This is a genomic window from Mycetocola manganoxydans (assembly GCF_003667545.1).
In the GTDB taxonomy this organism is placed as follows: domain Bacteria; phylum Actinomycetota; class Actinomycetes; order Actinomycetales; family Microbacteriaceae; genus Mycetocola_A; species Mycetocola_A manganoxydans.
In genome coordinates this window covers 121,142-143,053 of the sequence record NZ_RCUV01000002.1, presented here as the reverse complement: position 1 = coordinate 143,053, position 21,912 = coordinate 121,142, and the positions used below count along the sequence as shown (strand labels likewise).

General features: G+C 66.4%; 14 protein-coding genes. 9 read left to right on the top strand and 5 right to left on the bottom strand.

Annotated features, from left to right (window positions below):
* Positions 1-66: 66 nt before the first annotated feature.
* From D9V29_RS01960 to D9V29_RS01930, 7 genes are all read left to right on the top strand, one after another.
* On the top strand, positions 67-3,660 hold the full coding sequence (locus D9V29_RS01960; protein WP_183084886.1) for an endo-1,4-beta-xylanase: 3,594 nt from the start codon (positions 67-69) through the stop codon (positions 3,658-3,660).
* Positions 3,661-3,796: 136 nt separating this feature from the next.
* A complete protein-coding gene (locus D9V29_RS01955; RefSeq protein ID WP_121671638.1) occupies positions 3,797-6,250 on the top strand; it encodes a phosphoketolase family protein in 2,454 nt (817 codons plus the stop codon).
* 58 nt (positions 6,251-6,308) lie between these two features.
* Positions 6,309-8,423, top strand: a complete 2,115-nt coding sequence (gene pta / locus D9V29_RS01950; RefSeq protein WP_121671637.1) for a phosphate acetyltransferase — start codon at positions 6,309-6,311, stop codon at positions 8,421-8,423.
* Positions 8,420-9,640, top strand: coding sequence for an acetate/propionate family kinase (locus D9V29_RS01945; RefSeq protein WP_121671636.1), 1,221 nt, complete (start codon positions 8,420-8,422; stop codon positions 9,638-9,640). The genes pta and D9V29_RS01945 overlap by 4 nt, the downstream gene beginning before the upstream one ends.
* Entirely contained in the window at positions 9,637-11,277 is a 1,641-nt protein-coding gene (locus D9V29_RS01940) for a sensor histidine kinase (protein ID WP_121671635.1), read from the top strand. Before D9V29_RS01945 ends, D9V29_RS01940 begins: the two co-directional genes overlap by 4 nt.
* 70 nt (positions 11,278-11,347) lie before the next feature.
* Positions 11,348-11,992: a winged helix-turn-helix domain-containing protein gene (locus tag D9V29_RS01935; RefSeq protein WP_121671634.1), complete on the top strand. Its 645-nt coding sequence runs from the start codon at positions 11,348-11,350 to the stop codon at positions 11,990-11,992.
* Positions 11,989-13,236: an MFS transporter gene (locus D9V29_RS01930; protein WP_121671633.1), complete on the top strand. Its 1,248-nt coding sequence runs from the start codon at positions 11,989-11,991 to the stop codon at positions 13,234-13,236. Before D9V29_RS01935 ends, D9V29_RS01930 begins: the two co-directional genes overlap by 4 nt.
* 91 nt (positions 13,237-13,327) lie before the next feature.
* Here D9V29_RS01930 and D9V29_RS01925 read toward each other — a convergent pair whose 3' ends face one another.
* From D9V29_RS01925 to D9V29_RS01905, 5 genes are all read right to left on the bottom strand, one after another.
* A complete protein-coding gene (locus D9V29_RS01925) occupies positions 13,328-14,404 on the bottom strand; it encodes an ABC transporter ATP-binding protein (protein ID WP_121671632.1) in 1,077 nt (358 codons plus the stop codon).
* On the bottom strand, positions 14,401-15,222 hold the full coding sequence (locus D9V29_RS01920) for an ABC transporter permease (RefSeq protein WP_373294782.1): 822 nt from the start codon (positions 15,220-15,222) through the stop codon (positions 14,401-14,403). The genes D9V29_RS01925 and D9V29_RS01920 overlap by 4 nt, the downstream gene beginning before the upstream one ends.
* Positions 15,210-16,046 carry an ABC transporter permease gene (locus D9V29_RS01915; RefSeq protein WP_121671631.1) on the bottom strand — a complete coding sequence of 279 codons (837 nt, stop codon included), beginning with the start codon at positions 16,044-16,046 and terminating at the stop codon, positions 15,210-15,212. Before D9V29_RS01915 ends, D9V29_RS01920 begins: the two co-directional genes overlap by 13 nt.
* Before the next feature lie 79 nt (positions 16,047-16,125).
* Positions 16,126-17,247 (bottom strand): ABC transporter substrate-binding protein, encoded by a 1,122-nt coding sequence (locus tag D9V29_RS01910; RefSeq protein WP_121671630.1) that lies wholly within the window; start codon positions 17,245-17,247, stop codon positions 16,126-16,128.
* A gap of 142 nt (positions 17,248-17,389) precedes the next feature.
* A complete protein-coding gene (locus tag D9V29_RS01905; protein ID WP_121671629.1) occupies positions 17,390-18,262 on the bottom strand; it encodes an endonuclease domain-containing protein in 873 nt (290 codons plus the stop codon).
* Between the two features lie 231 nt (positions 18,263-18,493).
* On the opposite strand from D9V29_RS01905, the gene D9V29_RS01900 reads away from it, so the two are divergent.
* Positions 18,494-21,214: a DNA polymerase III subunit gamma and tau gene (locus D9V29_RS01900; protein ID WP_121671628.1), complete on the top strand. Its 2,721-nt coding sequence runs from the start codon at positions 18,494-18,496 to the stop codon at positions 21,212-21,214.
* A 6-nt stretch (positions 21,215-21,220) separates the two neighbouring features.
* Entirely contained in the window at positions 21,221-21,820 is a 600-nt protein-coding gene (recR, locus tag D9V29_RS01895; protein WP_121671627.1) for a recombination mediator RecR, read from the top strand.
* The last annotated feature ends 92 nt before the right edge of the window (positions 21,821-21,912 follow it).

The window sequence follows — 21,912 nt, the reverse complement described above, 5'->3', positions numbered from 1 at the left end:
GTCGGGTGCAGACGGCAGTCGTTCCGCACCGCAATGCAGTCTCGCTTTTCCACGCAAAGGAGCGTCATGAGCGTACGATCCCTGTCCCGCAAAATCGTCATAGGAACGTTGGCCGCAGCACTAGTGGTCCCTGTCCTGACATCCCCGGCCGCAGCTGCGGAGCCGGAAACCCTCATCACTACCGACTTCGAAGACAGCACCCTCGGCGGGTGGGAGTCCAGCGGTGAACCGGCACTCAGCTATGTCGCAGACGACGAGGGTGGCACCGTGCTTCGCGTCGGCGATCGCGCGACCGACTTCAGCGGCATCCAGACTCCCGCCGGGTTCTTCGACACGCTCGCGGCCGGCGACTCGCTCACTTTCTCGATGCGAGCGCGGCTCGCCGATGCAGACGCGGCGCCCGCCGATGTCCGCTTCGTCATGAAGCCCGACTACGCCTGGATCGGCAACACGACGATGTCGGCCGACGCGTGGACGACGGTGACCGGCACGTACGTGATCCCTGCCGGAGCGGATGCCTCGGCACTGCAGGCCTACATCGGCACGGCCGATTCCGCCGACAGCTCGCCGTACAGCTACCTCGTCGATGACATCTCGATCACCGCCCTCCGCGCGGACGAGCCGACCGACCCAACGGATCCCACAGACCCGACCGATCCAACCGACCCTGGTGAGTCCGACCTCTCGGCGCTCAACACCGGATTCGAGGATGGTCTCGGTGCCTGGGTTCCCCGCGCGGACGCGGCGGGCGAAGCATCCGTCTCGATCTCGACCGATGACGCCCACAGCGGCACACAGGCGGCACTCGTCTCCGAGCGCACCTCGCAGGGCCAGGGAATCGGACACGACGTCACCGGCATCCTGCTCCCCGGTCAGACCTACGAAGTGTCGGCATGGATCAAGTTCGCCGGCGGTGAGACGGCGGGCGATGTCTGGCTGAGCCTCGCCAGCACCACGGGTGAAACGACGTCGTACCTCACGGTTGGCCAGTTCCCTGGCATGTCGAACAGCGCGTGGGTTCAGGTGACCCAGACCTTCCAGATGAGTGAAAGCGACTCAGCGCTGCTCTACTTCGAAACCGCGTACAACGGCGGCAACACGTCGTCGTTCCTCGTCGACGACATCACCGTCACCGTTCCGTCCGGGGGAGAGGTCGAGGACATCACGCCGATCCAGGACACGGTTGACTTCCCGGTCGGCGCAGCGATCGACAGCCGCGAGACCACCGGAAACGCCGCTGAACTGCTCACGCGTCACTTCAACCAGGTCACCGCCGAAAACTTCATGAAGCCGGAGGCCTGGTACAACGAGGCCGGCGAATTCACGCCTCACCCCGAGGCCGACACCCTCATGCAGTTCGCGGAGGACAACGACCTGGCTGTCTACGGCCACACTCTCGTCTGGCATTCCCAGACCCCGGCGTGGTTCTTCCAGGACGACGCCGGCGTCGCGCTCACGACGAGCGCCGCCGACCAGCAGATCCTCCGGGACCGCATGCGCACGCACATCTTCAACGTCGCCGGGCACATGTACGACACCTACGGTGCCTTCGGAAGCGACACCAACCCGCTCACGGCATTCGACGTCGTCAATGAGGTCGTCTCAGACGGCAACGAAAACGCTGACGGACTGCGTCGCAGCGAATGGTTCCGCATCCTCGGAGAGGACTTCATCGACCTCGCGTTCCAGTACGCCGACGAAGCCTTCAACGACGAGTACGCCGCGGCAGGCGCCGACCGCCCGGTGACGCTGTTCATCAACGACTACAACACCGAGCAGAGCGGAAAGCAGGTCCGGTACCGTGCACTGATCGAACGGATGCTGGAACGCGGCGTCCCGATCGACGGCGTCGGCCACCAGTTCCACCTGAGCCTGTCGACTCCGGTCGACTCGCTCGAGACCGCCCTCGCGACGTTCTCGGACCTCGGGCTCACGCAGGCTGTCACGGAACTCGACGTCACCACGGGCACCCCGGTGACCCAGGCGAAGCTCGTCGAGCAGGGCTACTTCTACCGTGACGCGTTCCGCATCTTCCGCGACTACGCCGACGAACTCTTCTCGGTGACGGTGTGGGGACTGACCGACGGGCGCAGCTGGCGCAACAGCTCAGGTGCACCGCTCGTATTCACCGACGCTCTCGCCGCGAAGCCCGCGTACTACGGCATCGTCGACGCCGAGCTGCCCGCCCGGTTGCGCACCGCCAACGTGTTCCAGGGTGACGTCGCTCTTGACGACGACGCGACCTCGGCACTCCAATGGGATCAGCTCCCGCTCCAGCAGATCGAGCAGAGCGGCGAGTTCCAGTTGCGCTGGCAGCCCGACCACCTCACCGCGTTCGTTGAGGTGACCGACGACGCGGCCGACTCCGTCGAGTTCGTCTGGGGCGACGAGACCGCGACCGTCAACCGCGACGGCTCCGGCGACGTCGACGCCGTCGTCACCGAGACGGATGCCGGCTTCACCGTGGTCGCTCACCTCCCGCTCGAGGCGGCGGAGCAGGGTGACACCGTCGAGTTCGACGTTCGCATCCTCACCGGGGAGACGGCAGCGGGCTGGAACTCCGCGGGCGCTGTCGGAACACTGACCCTGCTCGAACCGCTCTCCTACGTCGAGGTTCTCGAGACCGGAACAGCACCAACGATCGACGGCACCGTCGACGAGGTGTGGGCCGAGGCCGGGACGATCGAAACCGGCAAACAGGTCGAGGGAACGGCGGGAGCATCCGCTGGGTTCAGGACCCTGTGGCGAGAGAACACGCTCTACCTGCTCGCCGAGGTCACCGACTCTGAGGTCGACGTCTCAGGCTCCGACCCGTGGATCCAGGACTCCGTCGAGGTCTACGTCGACGCAGGCAACGTCAAGAACGGCTCCTACCGTTACGACGACACGCAGATCCGCATCAGTGCAGACAACGCCGTGTCATTCGGAACCGGTGATGAGCCGTTCCAGCGGGCCCGCGTCGAGTCAGCCACGACTCGCACAGACGGCGGCTACCTCGTCGAGGTCGCGGTGAGCCTGCTCGAGTACGGCGGAGAAGGGTCGTTCCACGGTCTCGACGTCCAGGTCAACGATGCAGCTGACGGTGCCCGCACCGGCATCCGCAACTGGGCTGACCCGTCAGGAGCCGGCTACCAGTCGACCTCCCGCTGGGGAGTCGCCCAGCTGGTGTCCGCCGTGGCCGGAACCGAACCGCAGATCTCGCTGTCCCCGGGCAGTGTCGTTGCCGGCGGTGACGTGGGCGTGCAACTCACCGGCTTCGAGCCGGACACCGAGGTCGAACTCGTGTTGCGCAACCCGGTCGCAGCAGGCTTCACCCTGTTCGCGGTCGCCGCACCGATCGAGCTGACGACGGTCGTGACGGATGCCGCCGGTGCGGCATCCGTGCGGGTCACGATCCCTGCCTCCACCGAAGCGGACGCGTATGAGATCGCCGCGCTCGCCGACGGGGAGACGGTCGCAGCGGCATCCCTCACCGTGACAGCGGCTGCGGGGGAGCCAGGGTCAGACCCGGGCGCTGAACCCGGTGCCGACCCGACCGGAGCTGACGACCTCGCCGACACCGGGGCCAACATCGCCGGCTGGCTCCTCGCCGCACTAATGCTCGTGCTCGGCGGAATCGTGCTGATGCGCAAGCGCAACGCCGCACGGATCGAAAGCTAGCTCACGGCGGATTCACCCGTTCCGGACGAAAACACTCGGCGTACCGCGTGTTTTCGTCCGGGACGGGTGTTTTCGTGCTCGAGGCGAGCCCGATCAAGGGCTGTCGGGAGCGCGGCGGGCTTCCTAGGATGAGGCCATGGCTCCCACGACGGTAGATCAGGACACCCTTGGCCGCATCGACGCCTGGTGGCGGGCGGCGAATTACCTCTCCATCGGGCAGATCTACCTCCTCGACAATCCACTGCTGCGAGAGCCTCTCACCGCCGACCACATCAAGCCCCGGCTCCTCGGGCACTGGGGAACAACGCCGGGCCTCAACTTCGTCTACGCGCACCTCAACCGGGTGATTCGCGAGCGGGAGCAGGCGATGCTCTACATCGCCGGGCCAGGTCACGGCGGGCCGGGCATGGTCGCGAACGCCTACCTCGAGGGAACCTACTCCGAGGTGTACGCGCGCGTCAGCCAGGACGAGCAGGGACTCCGCCGGTTGTTCCGCCAGTTCTCGTTCCCCGGCGGCATCCCGAGCCACGTCGCGCCCGAGACGCCCGGGTCGATTCACGAGGGCGGCGAACTCGGCTACGCCCTCAGCCATGCCTACGGTGCCGCGTTCGACAACCCCGACCTTCTCGTCGCCGCGGTCGTCGGCGACGGTGAAGCAGAGACCGGCCCGCTCGCGACGAGCTGGCACTCGAACAAGTTCGTCGACCCGCTGCAGGACGGCGTCGTCCTGCCGATCCTGCACCTCAACGGTTACAAGATCGCAAACCCGACGGTTCTCGCGCGTATCCCCGAAGAGGAACTGCTCGACCTCATGCGCGGCTACGGCCACTCGCCGCACCTCGTGTCGGGTGGTTTCGACGGAGAAGACCCCATGCTCGTCCACGCGCGCATGGCCGAGACGCTCGACGCGGTTCTCGACGAGATCGCCGCGATCAAACGCACCGCTGCGAAGCAGCAGGCGGCGGGCGAGGATGTGACGCGGCCGCGCTGGCCGATGATCATCCTCCGCACCCCGAAAGGCTGGACCTGCCCGGCCGAGATCGACGGGCAGCCGGTCGAGAACACGTGGCGCGCACACCAGGTTCCCCTGGCCAACGCACGCGACACGGATGCTCACACGCGCGTTCTCGAGGACTGGTTGCGCACCTACCGTCCGGACGAGCTCTTCGACGACGAAGGGCGTCTCGTCGATGACGTCGCTGCCCTCGCCCCTGACGGCGACCTGCGGATGAGCGCCACACCGCACGCCAACGGCGGACGGATGCGGCGCGAGCTCGACCTTCCTGACTTCCGCGACTATGCCGTCGACGTGGATCAGCCGGGCGCATCGACCTCAGAGGCCACGAAAGTGCTCGGCACCTGGCTCGCCGACGTGATCGCCGAGAACCCGCACAATTTTCGGATCTTCGGGCCAGACGAAACGGCATCCAACCGACTTGCCCCCGCCGTCTACGAACACACGGGCAAGCAGTGGAACGCGAGCATCCTGCCGGTCGACGCGAACCTCTCCCGCGCAGGCAGGGTGATGGAAGTGCTCAGCGAACACCAGTGCCAGGGCTGGCTCGAGGGTTACCTGCTCACCGGCAGGCACGGCCTGTTCAACTGCTACGAAGCATTCATCCACATCATCGACTCGATGTTCAACCAGCACGCCAAGTGGCTCAAAACATCGCGCGAGATCCCCTGGCGACTGCCGGTGTCGAGCCTCAACTATCTGCTGTCGAGCCACGTCTGGCGGCAGGACCACAACGGGTTCAGTCACCAGGACCCCGGGTTCATCGACCACGTCGTCAACAAGAAGGCCGACGTCGTCCGGGTGTACCTGCCACCGGATGCCAACACGCTCCTCTCGACCTACGACCACGTTCTCCGGTCGGTCGATTACGTCAACGTCGTCGTCGCAGGCAAGCAGCCGCAGGCGAACTGGCTCAGCATGCCCGACGCCATCGCCCACTGCACGAGGGGCCTCGGCATCTGGGACTGGGCGGGAACAGAAGAAGAGGGGACGGAACCAGATGTGGTTCTCGCGTGCGCAGGAGACGTACCGACCCTCGAGACGCTCGCGGCGGCATCCATTCTTCGCGAGCAACTGCCCGAGCTCAAGGTGCGCGTCGTCAATGTCGTCGACCTGATGAAACTGCAGAGCGAACACGAGCACCCGCACGGACTGTCGGATGCCGAGTACGACACCATTTTCACGACCGGGAAGCCCGTGATCTTCGCGTATCACGGCTATCCGTGGCTCATCCATCGACTGACATACAAACGCACCGGGCACGAGAACCTGCACGTGCGCGGGTATAAAGAGGAGGGAACGACGACGACACCGTTCGACATGGTCATGCTCAACGACCTCGACCGCTACCGGCTCGTGATCGACGTCATCGACCGGGTACCGCACCTCGCCGCGACCTCCGCTGGCCTGCGTCAGGACATGCAGGATGCCCGTCTCCGCGCCCGCCAGTACACGCGTGATCACGGCGAGGACATTTCCGAGGTAGCCCAATGGTCCTGGGGTGGGGCCGGGACGGGGCACTCGCAGGAGGATGCCCAGGAGACAATCGACGAGACCGGTGGGGACAACGCCTGACGGCCACCCAAAGCACAACCCAAACGCGACACCCGGGCGGGGGCCGTAGGCTGAACCCGTGGCGAAGAGCATCTACATCACGTCCGCTGAAGGACAGACCGGCAAGTCGACAATCGCGTTGGGCACTCTGGATACCCTCTCGCACCAGGTGCAACGGGTCGGCGTCTTCCGTCCGATTGCCCGCTCGACCTCTGAACGCGACTACGTCGTCGAGCTGCTGCTCGACCACGACAGCGTCGACCTCGGCTACGACGAGTGCATCGGTGTCACCTACGACGCGGTCCACGAGGATGCCGATGCGGCCCTCGCCGAGATCGTGTCCCGCTATAAGGCGGTCGAGGCCAAGTGCGACGCCGTCGTCATCCTCGGTTCTGACTACACCGACGTCGGGAGCCCGACCGAGCTCGGATACAACGCCCGAATCGCGACCAACCTCGGTGCTCCAGTCCTTCTCGTTCTCGGTGGACGTTCGAACCAGGGCTCCGGCGAACGCCTCGGCCAGGCCGACCCGCGCAGCGCCGACCACATGGGTGACATCGCGGAACTGGCGCTCCTCGAACTGAGGAACGCCCACGCCACCCTCCTCGCCGTGATCGCCAACCGGGTCGATCCCGACCACCTCGCCGAGGTCACCGCCGCGATCGAGAAGGCACGGCCGGGCGTTCCGGTCTGGTCGATCCCCGAAGACCCGTACCTCATCGCCCCGAGCATGGAATCGATCATGACGGCGACCGACGGCGTTCTGCTCAAGGGCGACCCTGCGCTCCTCGGACGTGAGGCGCTCGGCGTCGTCGTCGCGGGCATGGGGATGGTCAACGTGCTTCCCCGGCTCATCGAAGGCGCCGTGCTCGTCGTCGCCGGTGACCGCACCGAAGTCCTCCTCGCCGCGATGATGGCGCAAAGCTCGGGCACGTTCCCGTCGATCGCCGGCATCGTGCTCAACGGCGGGTTCGACCTGCCGGAGCCGGTCGAACAGTTGCTCGACGGCCTGCCGCAGACGCTCCCCATCATCCGCACCGATCTCGGCACCTACGACACGATCGTGCGCATCACCCGCACCCGCGGTCGTCTCGCCGCGGACTCACAGCGCAAGTACGACGCTGCCCTCGCGCTGTTCGAACAGCACGTGACGGGAGCGGAGCTGCTCCAGTTGCTCGAGGTCAGCGCGACGAGCGTCGTCACCCCGCTCATGTTCGAGTACGGCCTGCTGGAGCGCGCCCGCGCGAACCCGAAGCACATCGTTCTGCCCGAGGGCAACGACGACCGCATCCTTCGCGCCGCCCACACGCTCCTCGCTCGCGGGGTCGCCCAGCTCACGATCCTCGGAGAACCGTTCGAGGTGCGGTCGCGGGCGATCGAGCTCGGTCTCGACATCTCCGGCGCCGAGGTCCTCTCATCCCACGACCCGGTCCTCGGTTTCAAGTTCGCTGAGGAGTACGCCCGAATTCGGGCACACAAGGGTGTGACCATCGACCAGGCTCGCGACCAGGTCAGCGACGTCTCCTACTTCGGCACCATGATGGTGCACCTCGGCCTCGCCGACGGCATGGTGTCCGGGGCTGCCCACACCACGGCACACACCATCCGCCCCGGTTTCGAGATCATCAAGACCAAGCCGGGAGTGAACGTCGTCTCCTCCGTCTTCCTCATGGCGCTCCAGGACCGCGTGCTCGTCTACGGTGACTGCGCCGTCATCCCCGACCCTGACTCGTCGCAGCTCGCGGACATCGCCATCTCCTCCACCGAGACGGCGCTGCAGTTCGGCATCGACCCGCGCGTCGCGATGCTGTCGTATTCGACGGGTGAATCAGGTTCGGGTGCCGACGTCGAGAAAGTCCGCGAAGCGACAGCGCTCGTCCGCTCGCGCCGCCCCGACCTGCTGGTCGAGGGCCCGATCCAGTACGACGCCGCAGCGGATGCCGCGGTCGGCGCCTCCAAAATGCCCGGCTCAGAGGTCGCCGGCCGGGCGACGGTGTTCATCTTCCCCGACCTCAACACCGGCAACAACACCTACAAGGCCGTCCAGCGGTCCGCAGGGGCCGTCGCCATCGGGCCGGTGCTGCAGGGGCTCAACAAGCCGATCAACGACCTGTCCCGAGGGGCGCTCGTCCAGGACATCGTCAACACCGTCGCGATCACCGCGATCCAGGCGCAGGGCGAGACCCCCGCATGAGCGCGGTGCTCGTCGTCAACTCGGGGTCGTCGTCGTTCAAGTACCAGCTGATCGACATGGCCACCGAGCAGATGCTGGCAACGGGCCTCGTCGAGCGAATCGGCGAAGGAACCGGCCACGCCGTCCACACGATTCCATGGGATGCCGTCCCCTCCGTCGACCGGTCGGATGCTCCGCTGACGACAGCGCGCGATCTCCCGATTCCCGATCACACGGCCGGATTCCGCGTCATGCTGGATGCTTTCGCTGCGAACGGACCGTCGCTCGAGCGGCATCCGCTCATCGCCGTCGGTCATCGCGTCGTGCACGGAGGAAAGCGGTTCTTCGGCCCGACACTCGTGAACGACCTCGTGAAGATCAACATCGAGGAGCTCTCCGAGCTCGCGCCGCTGCACAATCCGGCGAATCTGCAGGGCATCGAAGCCGCGCAGAACGCGTTCCCGGACGTGCCCCACGTCGCCGTGTTCGATACGGCGTTTCACTCGACGCTCGCGCCTGACGCCTACAGCTACGCGATCGACAGCGCGCTCGCTGCGAAGCACCGGCTGCGCAAGTACGGTTTCCACGGAACGTCGCACAAGTTCGTCTCCGAAGAGGCGGCTGCTTTCCTGGGCCGCCCGCTCGCCGACCTCAACCAGATCGTTCTGCATCTCGGTAATGGTGCCTCGGCCTCGGCGATCGCCGGCGGACGTTCGGTCGAGACATCCATGGGGCTGACGCCACTCGAGGGTCTCGTAATGGGTACCCGTTCCGGCGACATCGACCCTGCCGTTCTCATCCACCTCCACCGGCGGACCGGCATGAGCTTCGATGACATCGACGAACTGCTCAACCGCAAGAGCGGGTTGCTCGGTCTCGCCGGTGCAGGCGACATGCGCGACGTGCTGAAGCGGGCTGCCACGGGCGACGAGCGCGCGAGCATCGCCTTCGACGTGTACGTCCACCGGCTCAAGGGTTACGTCGGTAACTACATGGCGCAACTGGGGCGCGTCGACGTGATCGCGTTCACCGCGGGGGTCGGCGAGAACGCCGCTGCCGTGCGGGCGGGCGCGCTCGCCGGGCTGGAAGGATTCGGCATCCGTCTCTCCGCTGAACGCAACGAAGAGTCCTCGCGGGACCCGCGCCGGATCTCCGCGGACGATTCCGACGTCGAGGTACTGGTGATTCCCACCAACGAAGAGCTCGAGATAGCCCGGCAGACGATGTCGGTGTTATGAGCCCGCTGCCGGCGGCGGAACTGGGTGCCCGATGGTTCGGGTACCGAGCCGAGGTTGCCATCCAGGTGAGCGCTGTGGCGATCGTCGGCTGTGCAATCGCCATCGCGCTCGTCGTCGATCCGACCCCGCTCCAAACGCCGGCCTTTGCCATCGCCATGGGTATCCTGGCGCTCGCGACGATTCTGGCCCTCATCATCGGCCGGACCAGTTCCCAATGGTTGCTGCTCGTGCCGATGCTCGACATGGTCGCGCTGATCGTGATGCGCCAGCTTCCTGAGCAACACGTCCACGCCATCGGGTACCTCGCGATCCTCCCGGCGTTGTGGCTGGGCTGGTCCGGAAAATTTATCTTCGCGAGCCTCGCGGTCGTGCTGTCCCTCGGCATGTTCGAGGCGCCGGGGATGGGCGGGGGTGGCCTCGCTCAACTCGAGCACGCCCTCCTGAATCTCCTCATCCCGGCCGTCGCGGCGGTCGCCGCTGGCAGCACCTTTGTTGCATCGCGGCGCACGGCTGCGAGCATCCGCTCTCTCACCGAGCAGCAGGCGACGACAGCAGCGTCGCTCGCCCGCGAGAAGCGCACGTCTGCGCTTCTCGACAGCATCCTCGATGCGGTCGACGTGGGCATTCTGGCGTACGACGCGGACGGGAATTCTCTGCTTTCCAATCGCACGGTGAAGGAACACCCGATCATTGTGAGCACCGGCCTGACCCCGCTCGAATTGGAGCAGCAGGAATATCTGCTTGAGGCCGATCGGGTCACGCGCGTGCCCGCCGAACAGGGGTTCGTCACGCAAGCGATCGACGGCAAGGAATTCCGTGACCGGCTGGTCTGGATAGCCGCACCCGGAACCCGGCAGCACGCGCTGTCTGCGTCTGCTCGCCCACTCATCGATGCCGACGGCGCTTTCGCGGGCACGGTCGTAGCCGTGGAGGACGTCACCGTCTACCTCGAAGCGCTCTCGGCAAAGGACGCGCTCGTTGGCTCCGTCTCGCACGAGTTCCGCACTCCGCTTGCGTCGATCGTGGGCTATCTGGAACTGATCATGGATGATCCTGACGTGCCGGACGGCATCCTCAACAACCTGACCGTGATCGAGCGCAACACCGACCGGCTGCAGAGCCTCGTCAGCGATCTTCTCGAGGAAGCGAGCAGGGAGCGCGGTTCGGTGAAGCTCGAACGGGAGCTTCATGACGTCGGCGCGCTGTGTGCTGCGGTGGTCGATCGCTGCGCTCCAGCTGCGGATGCCGCGGGCGTGCGGCTCGGTCTCGATGCACCGGCCGGTATCTCTGCCGTTCTCGATCGGCGTCGGGTCAGCCAGGCCGTCGACAACCTCGTCGCCAACGCCCTCCGCTTCACGCCGCGCGGTGGGACGGTCGACGTCCGTGTGGCCGAAGACATGGCGGCGAATCGGGTGCGGATCAGCGTGCAGGACTCCGGCATGGGCATGCCGCCGGAGGAGATGGAGGCGCTCGCATCGCCGTTCTATCGCTCGAAGGGCGCAGGCGAACATTTTCCGGGCGTTGGACTCGCCGTCACCGTGACGAAGGGAATCGTCGACGCGCACGGGGGAGAGCTGGACTTCCTCACCGAGCCCGGAGCTGGCACGACCGCGACCGTGAGCCTGCCCGTTCGGTGACGCTCCCCGCAGCATCCGTCTTTTCACAACGACTATTGCACAAGAGTTCTTGTGGAATTAGTCTGTGGGTATGGCCGCTCCCAAACGCCCCGTTCACGCGCTCACCGATCCCACAGCGATGCGCGCCCTCGCGCATCCGCTGCGGGTGAAGCTTCTCGGCGAACTGCGGGTGTCCGGGCCTCAATCGGTCGGCATGCTCGCCGAGGTCTTCGACGAGGCCCCCGGCTCCATCAGTTACCACGTCGGCGTTCTGGCACGAGCCGGATTTGTGGCTGGAGCGCCCGAACACGCCAGGGATGCCCGTGAACGCTGGTGGGCGGCGGCCGAATCGCACACGCGATATGAGCCGTCGAAACTGAACGAGGACCCGTCCACGCGAATTGCGAGCGTTGCGATGCGGCACACGTTCCTGCAGGCGCAGAGTTCGGAGCTGGCCGAGTACATCGACCTCGAACCGACACTGGCGCCGGAATGGGTGGCCGGTGCGACGAGCGGTGACAGCGTCACCTTCCTCACCCCGGACGAGCTCCGGGAACTGTCGGACGAACTCGAGGAACTCGCCCAGCGCTGGGAGTCGCGCAGCAGGCCGGGGGAGCCGAGCGCCCGCCCGTCCCGGCTGATGTACAGCGCATTCGTGCGACCGCGGTCCATTGGTGCCGGGGCCGGTGCCTCCCGCGCGGCCGACGACGTGGCATCCCCTGAGGTATCCCGGTGACGAGCAGCACTGTCGCGACGTCGCGGCTCCCGCTGATCGGGCTGCTCGCCGCTGGGCTCGTGTCGAAAGCGGGCAACGCCATCACCATGGTCGCAGTGCCGCTCTACGTGCTGGCGACGACCGGGTCACCGCTTGCCACCGGTGTCGCCGGAGTGTTCGCGACGGTGCCGCTGATCATCGGTGGGGCTCTCGGTGGTGCCGTGATCGACCGTTTCGGGTACCGGAGCGCGAGCATCCTCGCTGATCTTGCGAGCGGCGCCACCGTGCTGCTGATCCCCGTGTTCGCGTTGACCGGCGGGTTGCCGTTCTGGCTCCTGCTGCTGCTTGTGTTCCTGAGCGGGCTTCTCGACACCCCGGGTGACACAGCGAAAACCGTGCTGCTTCCGGAACTCGCCGAGCGCGGTGGGGTGGCTCTGGCGCGGGCGGCCGGCGCGCAGTCTGCGGTGCAGCGCACCGCGTCGATGCTCGGCGCGGCGACCGCAGGCATTCTCGTCGCACTCGTCGGGGCGACAAACTCGCTGTTCGTCAACGCTGTGACGTTTGCCGTGTCTGCTCTTCTCGTGGTGGTGTGCATTCCGCGCGATGTCGCCCGGCCGTTGCGGGTCGAGAACGAGCCATACCTGAAGGAGTTGGCCGACGGCATCCGTTTTCTCGTGAAGCAGCCGCTGTTGCGGAGCGTCGTGCTGCTCGTGATGCTGACCAATGCGATCGACGTCGCCGGGCTCACGGTGCTCAAGCCGATCTATGCGGCCGGGAACTCGGAGTCAGGGGCACTGCTCGGGTTCATGGTCGGCTGCTTCGCGGGTGGGGCGCTCGCCGGGTCGGCGTTGTTCGCGGTGTGGGGGCACCGGCTGGCCGGACGGGCGATGTTCGTCTGGTCGTTCTTCTTCGCGGGGATGCCGCCGTACCTGGCGATGTTCCTCGGGATGCCGGTGCCCGTTCTTCTCGTGGTGTTCGCGCTGTCCGGGCTCGCGGCAGGGGCGATCAACCCGATGCTCTCGACCGCGATGTACGGGCTCACGCCTGAGCCGATGCGTGCGCGGGTTTTCGGTGTCACGACGGCGGGGGTTGCTGCGGCGATGCCGCTGGGAAGTTTCGCGGCGGGGGCGGCCGTCGCAGCAATCGGGTTGGGGCCGACGCTGCTCGGATGTGCGGTTCTCTACGCGGTGCTGACGCTGACGCCGTTGTTCGGCAGCCGCTGGGAGGGGCTCGATGCGGCCCGCGGGCAGGCTGTGCCGGTCTGAACCGCTCGCGTTGTGCATTCGGGAGGAAAATCGTTGAGTTCGAGGGTTCACTGTGGACCAACCCCACGATTTTCCTCCCGAAACCGTCTGTCTAGCGTGCGTTCGGTGCCGGAAACGCCGATACGGTGACCTCAGTTGCCGACACCACCAGGTCAACATCGGTGCCGACACCGTACGACTGTGATGCCGGGTGCTGCGTGACGACCGCCCGCCCTTCAACGAGCACAGTGGTGCGGCGGAAACTGCCGTGGAAACTGGAGCTTGCGACAGTACCGAGTCCCGATCCGTTTGCCGGTCGGACCGTGATGTCCTCCGGGCGGAGGAAGCAGAGCACATGCCCCTCGGCAGGGTCCCTTGTCGGAAGTCTCTGCCCGAGTACCTGCACGACACCTTCGGATGCGATTCCCTCCAGCTGGTTGCTCTGCCCGACGAAATCGGCGACGAACGTTGTTGCCGGTTGCGAGTAGAGCTGCTCCGGCGTCCCGATCTGTTCGATCCGGCCCGCCCGCATGACGGCGACACGATCGGCGACGGCGAGAGCTTCATCCTGGTCGTGCGTGACGAACAGGGTGGTGATACCCAGTTCCTGCTGAATGCGGCGAATCTCGTCCCTCAGCTGCACGCGCACCTTCGCGTCGAGAGCAGAAAGCGGTTCGTCGAGCAAAAGGACGCCCGGCCGGGTGACCAGTGCACGCGCAAGAGCCACCCGCTGTTGCTGCCCGCCCGATAACTGGTGGGCGAAGCGACCACCGAGTGCGCCGAGTCCAACCAACTCGAGGGATTCAGCGGCGAGGCGGCGTCGCTCGGTGACCTGGATTCGTCGCATCCGGAGGCCGAACTCCACATTGTCCGTGACCGTCATGTGCGGAAAGAGCGAATAGGACTGGAACACCATGCCCATATCGCGGCGGTTGACCGGAATGCGTGAGATGTCATTGCCATCGACTGACACCGTGCCGGATGAGACCGTCTCCAGACCGGCCAGCGCACGCAGTGCCGTCGTCTTGCCACAACCGCTGGGGCCCAGCAGGGCGACGAACTCACCGGGTTCGATGTTCAGCTCGAGTTCGTCCAACGCACGGTGCTCGCCGTACTGCTTGACAACGGAAGCGAATTCGACGGCTGTGCCGGGGCGGGCGAGGGCGGATGCTGCGCTCATCGACGTCATGATGTGGTCCTGTTCTGCGGGCGGCCGGCACCCACCCGGCCGATAACGGCGAGGAGGGCGAAAGCGAAGAGGAGGGAAAGGAGGGAGAGGATGACAGCCGTGTACGGGTCACTTTTCGACACTTGAACGAGCGCGGTCTGCAGGTTCTGCCGGTTGAGTAGCGACGCGAGCGTGTACTCACCGAGTACCACGGCAATGCTGATGACCGACGCCGCAAGCAATCCCGTGCGAAGGGCAGGCACAATCACCCGGATGATCACGGTTGGCCAGGAGGCCCCGAGGGTCCGTGCCGCTTCAGTGAGGGTGACGAGATCGATCGCCTGCAGGTTCGACTGGACGGCACGGTACGCGAACGGCAATACGAGGATGCCGTACGCGAACGCAAGCGTCCACGCGCTGCTGCCGAACACCCCGGAAATCACCGAGTACACGGGCGCTAGCCCGACGACGAGGGCGATAGCGGGAACGGTGATGGGCAACAGGCAAATCAGTTCAAGAAGACGCCGCAGCCGCGGGAACCGCAATTGTACGAGGATCATCGTCGGCACCAGAAGCACAAGCATGAGCGCAACGGTGGAGGGAGCGAGGAGAAGTGAATTGCGGATGCCGGCCCACAGCATCCGATATCGTCGCTCATTCTCGGGATCGATGAGCGCGAGCCAATGCTCGAAACCGTAGCCGCCGCCGGTGCTGCGGAGAGTGAATTCGGCCATCGAAACCAGTGGGATGGCGAAGATGACGCCAACAATGCCGAGGATGGTGGTGGTGGTCCAACGGCTGGGTTTTCCCCCGATCCGTGGCGCTGTCAACGCTGCCACCGCTCGGTTTTACGGGCCAGGGCAGAATATGCACCCATGAGAACCACCATGACGACGATCATGCCGAGCGCGAGCGTCCCGGCCAGATTTTCGCGGCCAAGGACGGTCTCGCTGATGAGCGCTCCGCGGATCTGCAAGGGCACGATCTGAGCGCCCTGGCTGATCAGAGCGGCAGCCGTGGCGTACGACGAGAACGCATTGGCGAAGAGCAGGACCAGTCCGCCCAGGAACGACGGAGCCAGAATCGGGCCGGCAATGCGCGTCCAGAAGGTCAGCCGGCTGCCCCCGAGGGTCGCGTTCGCTTCGGACCACTGCACCTTGAGGCCGTCCACGGCGGGAAGAAACGTGATCACCATGAGCGGCACTTGAAAGTAGAGGTAGGGCAGGATCAACCCGGGCACCTGATACAGCCAGACTCCGTCGGCGAAGATATCGACACCGAGGCGATCGCGGAGGATGAGGGTAACGATACCCTGAATGCCGATGGTTGCGATGAACGCAAATGCGAGCATCACGCCTCCGAACTGGGCGAGGACCCCGCAGACTGCGTCGACGGCGATACGAATCCGGCTGCCTGGCGCAAGGCCACTCAGCGCGTAGCAGACCAGTGCCCCCAGGGTTGCGCCGACGACCGCGGTGATGCCCGAGAGAGCGAACGAGTTGCCGAAGGTGCTGACGATCACCGGATCTGCCAACGCGGTGATGTTGTCGAGGGTGAATCCGCCGTCGCCGTCTGTGAAGCCTGTCGCGACAGCGAGAATGACGGGAACGACGAGCATGAGGAGAACGTAGAGGGCGAACGGCGCAAGGCCGAGGTATTTCATGACGAATGCCTCCGGCCGGTTTCCCGGCGGACAGGAACGCGCCGGGACCGTCGCCCCGGCGCGTTCGATGTGGGTGGGACTACCCGACTAGTGCTGCCCACTGCTCTGCGAGGAGAGCGTTTGCGGCATCCGTCTGTGCAGTATCGGGGGACAAAAGCTCGTCCGGCGCGCTGCCGGCAGATTTCGATGCGGCCTCGTCGACGGTGCCAGCCTCCTCCATCACCGCGAGACGCACGGGGTAGGCGCCCGCCTCGAGATAGAGGTTCTGCGCCTCGTCGCTGAAAATGAACTCCTGCCACAGTCGGGCAGCAGCCGGGTTTGGAGCGTCTGCGTTCACGGCCTGGTTGTAATACGCGCCGTATGCAGGCCCGTCGAGGACGACCGTCTTCCAGCTGGGAACGTTCTTTCCCTCAGCCAGATTGTTGTAGCTCCAGTCGAAGACGACCGCGGTTTCCCCCGAAGCGATCGTTGCTGGCGTCGGATCGAGGGGCAGGAAGTTGCCTGCCTCGTTGAGTTCGGCGAAGAAGTCGATGCCTGGCTGGAAGTCGTCGACGCTGCCGCCGGACTGGATAGCGGCGAACCCGACGGCAGCGAATGCCGCACCCGCCTGTGTGGGGTCCCCGTTGACGGCGATCTTGCCTTTGTATCCTGCGCTGAGCAGGTCGTCGAGTGATGATGGGACGTCGACGAGGTCCTCGTTGTAACCGATCGACATCAGGCCGGTGTAGTCATTGACCCAGAGACCGGTTTCTTCCTTGTTCTCAGCAGGGATGTCGTCCCAGGTCTCGACCTGGTACGGAGCGAAATGGTCGGTTGACTCTAGGGCGACGGCGGTGCCGAGGTCAAAGACGTCGGGTGCGGTGTCCTGGCCCTTGAGGTTCTTGGCAGCGGTGATTTCCTCGGCGCTCGATACGTCGGGATCGGCTGAGTTCACGGTGATGTCGTACTTCTCCTCGAAGGCGGAGATGATCTTGCCGTAGTTCGCCCAGTTCTCGGGAAGGGCAATGACATTCAGTTCCCCCTCCGCCTCTGCGGCTTCGACGAGACCTTCGAGTCCACCGAAGTCAGCGACGCTTGTCGCGGTGGCGGCATCGATCTCATCCGTGCCGGTGCCGGATGCCGGGGTCGGCGCGCATCCGCTCAGAAGAAGGGCCGAGGCCGCGAGAGCGGTTCCGGCGAAGATTAGTCGTGATCGGGACACAGTTTCCTCCAGTGAGCGCGGGTCGTTCTGCTGCGAACGAAAGGGGCCGCGCGTCTGTGAGATTAGGAGCGACGGGAAGCCGCACGGTGAACCGCCGGTAAATACTTCGCCGCCACTCGTGGCTCGCTCAGGCGCTCTGTCGCTATCGTGCCAAACCCGCCCGCACGTGCAGTGCCGTCCACAGGTGCTCACGCCGCGACACGTAGCCGTCTATGACTGCTTGTACCTCGTCCCAGCGAAACATCACCATCGCGTAGGTGAGACGCATAACGATGTACCCCAGCCGGTGAAGTGCGAGGTCACGTTCTCGGTCCCGGGTAGCAGCCTCACCGGTGTGGAACTCGAGCCCATCCGTCTCGATGACCAGTCGATCTCCGATCAGGATGTCGACGCGCCCAACTCCCCGAATCTGTACCTGGGTTTGATGGCGCAGCCGACGATGCTTGAGGCGCAGCCGGACCTTGGTTTCCAGCCCAGACTCGCAGCGGCCATCTGCGCAATCCAGGGCCGGCCGATACTTGCGGGGTATGCGAGAGCGAATGTCGCCGAGGTCCGACCTGCTGATGAGCCCGCGGTTGAGAGCGGAGTCGAGTACGACAATGCTGTTCTCGCGGGTTTGGCATCCGAACTGGTCGATCAGCGCGTCGACGACCGGCACCAGGGGATATCCGACCAGCCGAGTCGCGGGCAGAGAGTAGTGAGTGACGATGCCAGCGCTTCGCGGGGGTGGATGACCGGTGTGGGCGCCCACGGCGAGGTGGAGTCGGGAATCGGTGACACACCAGACTCCGGCCTTGTGTAGTGCGCTGACGCACGTCACCAAACCGCCCAGTGACACAGCACGGACGGCAAGGGCGTCGGCTCCCGGGAGTGAGTACCAGCCGCGCCTCGGCCGGAGCAAAAGCCCATCCGCTGCCAGCCGTTGCAGGTTGGCGGTCTTGGCTCCTTTGCCGGTCAGGGTGGACGAATGGGCGATCCCACCACATTCGGCGAGGAGCCGGAATTCGTTGTTCATGGACTCGAGGATGCTCTCGCGCGCCCCGCTGGAACCGCGAGGAACCCACTCGGTGGAAAGGATCGGCGGTGCTGGGCTCTGTGGACAGGCTGCGCCGCTGCTTGGGGAGGAAAAACGGGTCCGTGGGGCGCTCCACGTGGGTGAGCAGTGCGATTTTCCTCCCGAAGCTACCGGCCGCACCCATCCCCACCGCCAGGCCCGGGTGTCGGCGGCGGCGACTACGATGAGGGAGTGGTTACCGCCCTGTATCGCCGTTACCGGCCAGAGTCCTTTGCCGAGCTGATCGGTCAGTCTCAGGTGACCGATCCGCTGCGCACCGCGCTGCGCACCAACCGTGTGAACCACGCCTACCTCTTCAGCGGGCCGCGCGGCTGCGGCAAGACCACCTCCGCCCGCATTCTGGCGCGTTGCCTCAACTGCGTCGAGGGTCCGACCGACACTCCCTGCGGCGTCTGCCCGAGCTGCGTCGAACTCAGCCGTGAGGGCAGCGGGTCACTCGACGTCGTCGAGATCGACGCCGCCAGCCACAACGGCGTCGACGACGCCCGCGACCTGCGCGAGCGGGCCATCTTCGCCCCGGCCCGTGACCGCTACAAGATCTTCATCCTCGACGAGGCCCACATGGTCACGCCGCAGGGCTTCAACGCTCTGCTCAAGATCGTCGAAGAACCGCCGGAACACATCAAGTTCATCTTCGCCACGACCGAGCCAGACAAGGTCATCGGCACGATCCGGTCGCGCACGCACCACTACCCGTTCCGGCTGATCCCGCCTGCCCAGATGCTCGAGTACGTGCAGACCATGTGCGAGTCCGAGAACGTCAAGGTCGAGCCCGGCGTCCTCCCGCTCGTCGTCCGCGCGGGAGGCGGTTCAGCCCGCGACACCCTCTCGCTCCTCGACCAGCTCATGGCCGGATCCGAAGGCGACACTGTCGACTACGAACGCGCGGTCGCCCTCCTCGGCTACACGCACTCCGCGCTCCTCGACGAGGTCATCGACGCGCTCTCCGCGCGGGATGCCGGCGCCGCCTTCTCGGCGGTCGATCGCGTCATCCAGACCGGCCAGGACCCACGCCGCTTCGTCGACGACTTGCTCGAACGCCTGCGCGACCTCATCGTCGTGGGCGCGACCGGGGGAGACGCGGCATCCGTGCTTCGCGGCATCCCGCAGGACGAACTCGACCACATGGCCGTCCAGGCCACCGGCTTCGGCCAGGCCGAACTCAGCCGCACGGCCGACATCGTGAACGCCGCCTTGAGCGAGATGACGGGCGCAACCTCTCCGCGCCTCCACCTCGAACTCATGGTTGCGCGCGTGCTCGTGCCGTCGATGGATGACTCCGCCCGGGGCGCCCTCGCCCGGGTCGAGCGTCTGGAGCGACGCGTCGGCATGTCCGACGCCGCGTCGACGGATGCTCCGCCCCCCGCCCCGGCACCGGCCCCCTCCGCGCAGCGCTCCTTCGATGAGCCCGTCGAACCTGCAGCGGCGCGGACTGCTCGCCCCGAACCTGTCCCGACAACGACGGCGACAGCGGTGCCGGCGCCCGCGACCCCGGCGCCCGCCGCTCCGATCACGGTGCGGCCGCTCGGACCGGTGACCGTTCAGCAACTCAAGGATTCCTGGCCCGAAATTCTTGAGCGCGTCGCCGCCGCCAAAAGGTCAGCATGGCTTGTCGCCCAGACGGCGACCGTGCGGGCCTTCAGCGATGACGCCGTGCTGCGTCTGAGCTTCCCAAGCGCGAAAGATGTCGACGACTTCAAGCAACTCCAAGCCGGCAACGGCGTCAGCACGATCGTGCGCCAGGCAATCCTCGACGTGCTCGGCGTCACGGTCAAGTTCATCGCGCACGTGGATTCCCCCGGCGACACGGATGCTCCGGGCCGCGGCCCGGCCTCGCCCCCGCCCGGTTCCCCCGGCAGCTCGGGTGGACCAGGAACGTCCGGCCCAGCGGGTGGGGCAGGCGGTTCAGGAGCACCTGCGAGCGGTGGAACGCAGCCTGCCGGCGGTGCGGCTCCTGCCGCGTCTACGGCAGGAGCTCCTGCCGCCTCGGCGCCGAATCAGGCGGCCGTCACCGGCCCACCGAGCGCGGACGCAACGACCCGGCCGGCCGCCGGAGCCCAGGCGCCAGCAGGTGCTGCCAGCCGGGTGAACGCCGCACCGAACAACGCGGCGCCGAACAACGGCGCACAGAACAACGGCGCGCGGACCGCGCCGGCGCCAGCGGTGGCCCCACCGCCTGCGGGCGGATGGCACGTCGTCGCCATCCCGACCTCGGACCCGTCGGCTCCCCCCGCCGAGGACTCCGCAACACCAGCACCCGCCGCTTCGGGCGCGCCCGGAGTGGCCCCGAGCGTGCCCACCCGCACACCCACGCGCGGTGCACCGAGCGACAGCGACGCTCCGGAACCCGACGACCGTGACGCTCCGCCGCCCGATGACGAACCGCCATACCCCGACCCGCTGTCGGATCCCGCCCGCGAACCCGTGGCCATCGGCGACGTCTCAGGGATCATCCCACCCGGCCGGTTCCTCCCGCCGGCAGGCTCAGCCGCCGGAATTCGTCCCGGCGCCGCACCCGGCTTCATTCCGCCGGCCGGCTCGCCGTCCTCGCACGCCTCAGCTCGACCGGGCACCGCACCCGCGCCCGCACCGATGGGCGCACCGCCAGCTGCCCCCGGCGGCGCAGCGCCGGCGTCGACCGCAGCAGCGCCCGGCACCCGGCCAGCGCAGCATCAGGAGCAGCAGCAGCGGACCGACGTGGCACCCGACGCACCCGCTGCAGACCGACGCGACGCAGCAGCATCCGTCGCGCAGGACCGACCGACCGCACGCAGGACCGTCCACCCAGCGGTGAACAGTCGTTACGGCGAGTCCGTCGTGCGTGAACTTCTCGGGGCGAGCTTCATCGAGGAGCAGCAGTACACCCCGCCGACCCGATTCAACAGGGACTAGAACCGCATGTATGAAGGCATCGTCCAGGAACTGATCGACGAGTTCGGTCGCCTGCCCGGCATCGGCCCGAAGTCTGCGCAGCGAATCGCGTTCCACATCCTGCAGACCGAGACGTTCGACGTCACCCGGCTCGCCGAGTTGCTCACCGAGGTGCGCGAGAAGGTGCACTTCTGCGAGATCTGCGGAAACGTCGCCGAACAGCCCACCTGCTCGATCTGCCGCGACCCGCGCCGCAATCCGGCGAGCATCTGTGTCGTCGAAGAAGCGAAGGACGTCGTCGCGATCGAGCGCACCCGCGAATTCCGGGGCCTGTACCACGTGCTCGGTGGCGCGATCAGCCCGATCGACGGCATCGGCCCCGACGACCTGCGCATCCGCCAGTTGATGCAGCGCCTCGCCGACGGCGTCGTGCAGGAGGTCATCATCGCAACAGACCCGAACCTCGAGGGTGAAGCAACGGCGACCTACCTCAGCCGCCTGCTCACCGTGCTCGAGATCAAGATCACCCGCCTTGCTTCCGGGCTCCCGGTCGGCGGCGACCTCGAGTACGCCGACGAGGTCACCCTCGGGCGCGCGTTCGAAGGCCGCACGGTCGTCAAGCGCTGACCGCCCCGCCGAATGCCGCCGCCCGCGCCGCGTTTTCACTCGATGCGGTCGAAAACATCCGGCGTGCCGGGTGAAGCGGTCCGCAATGAGTG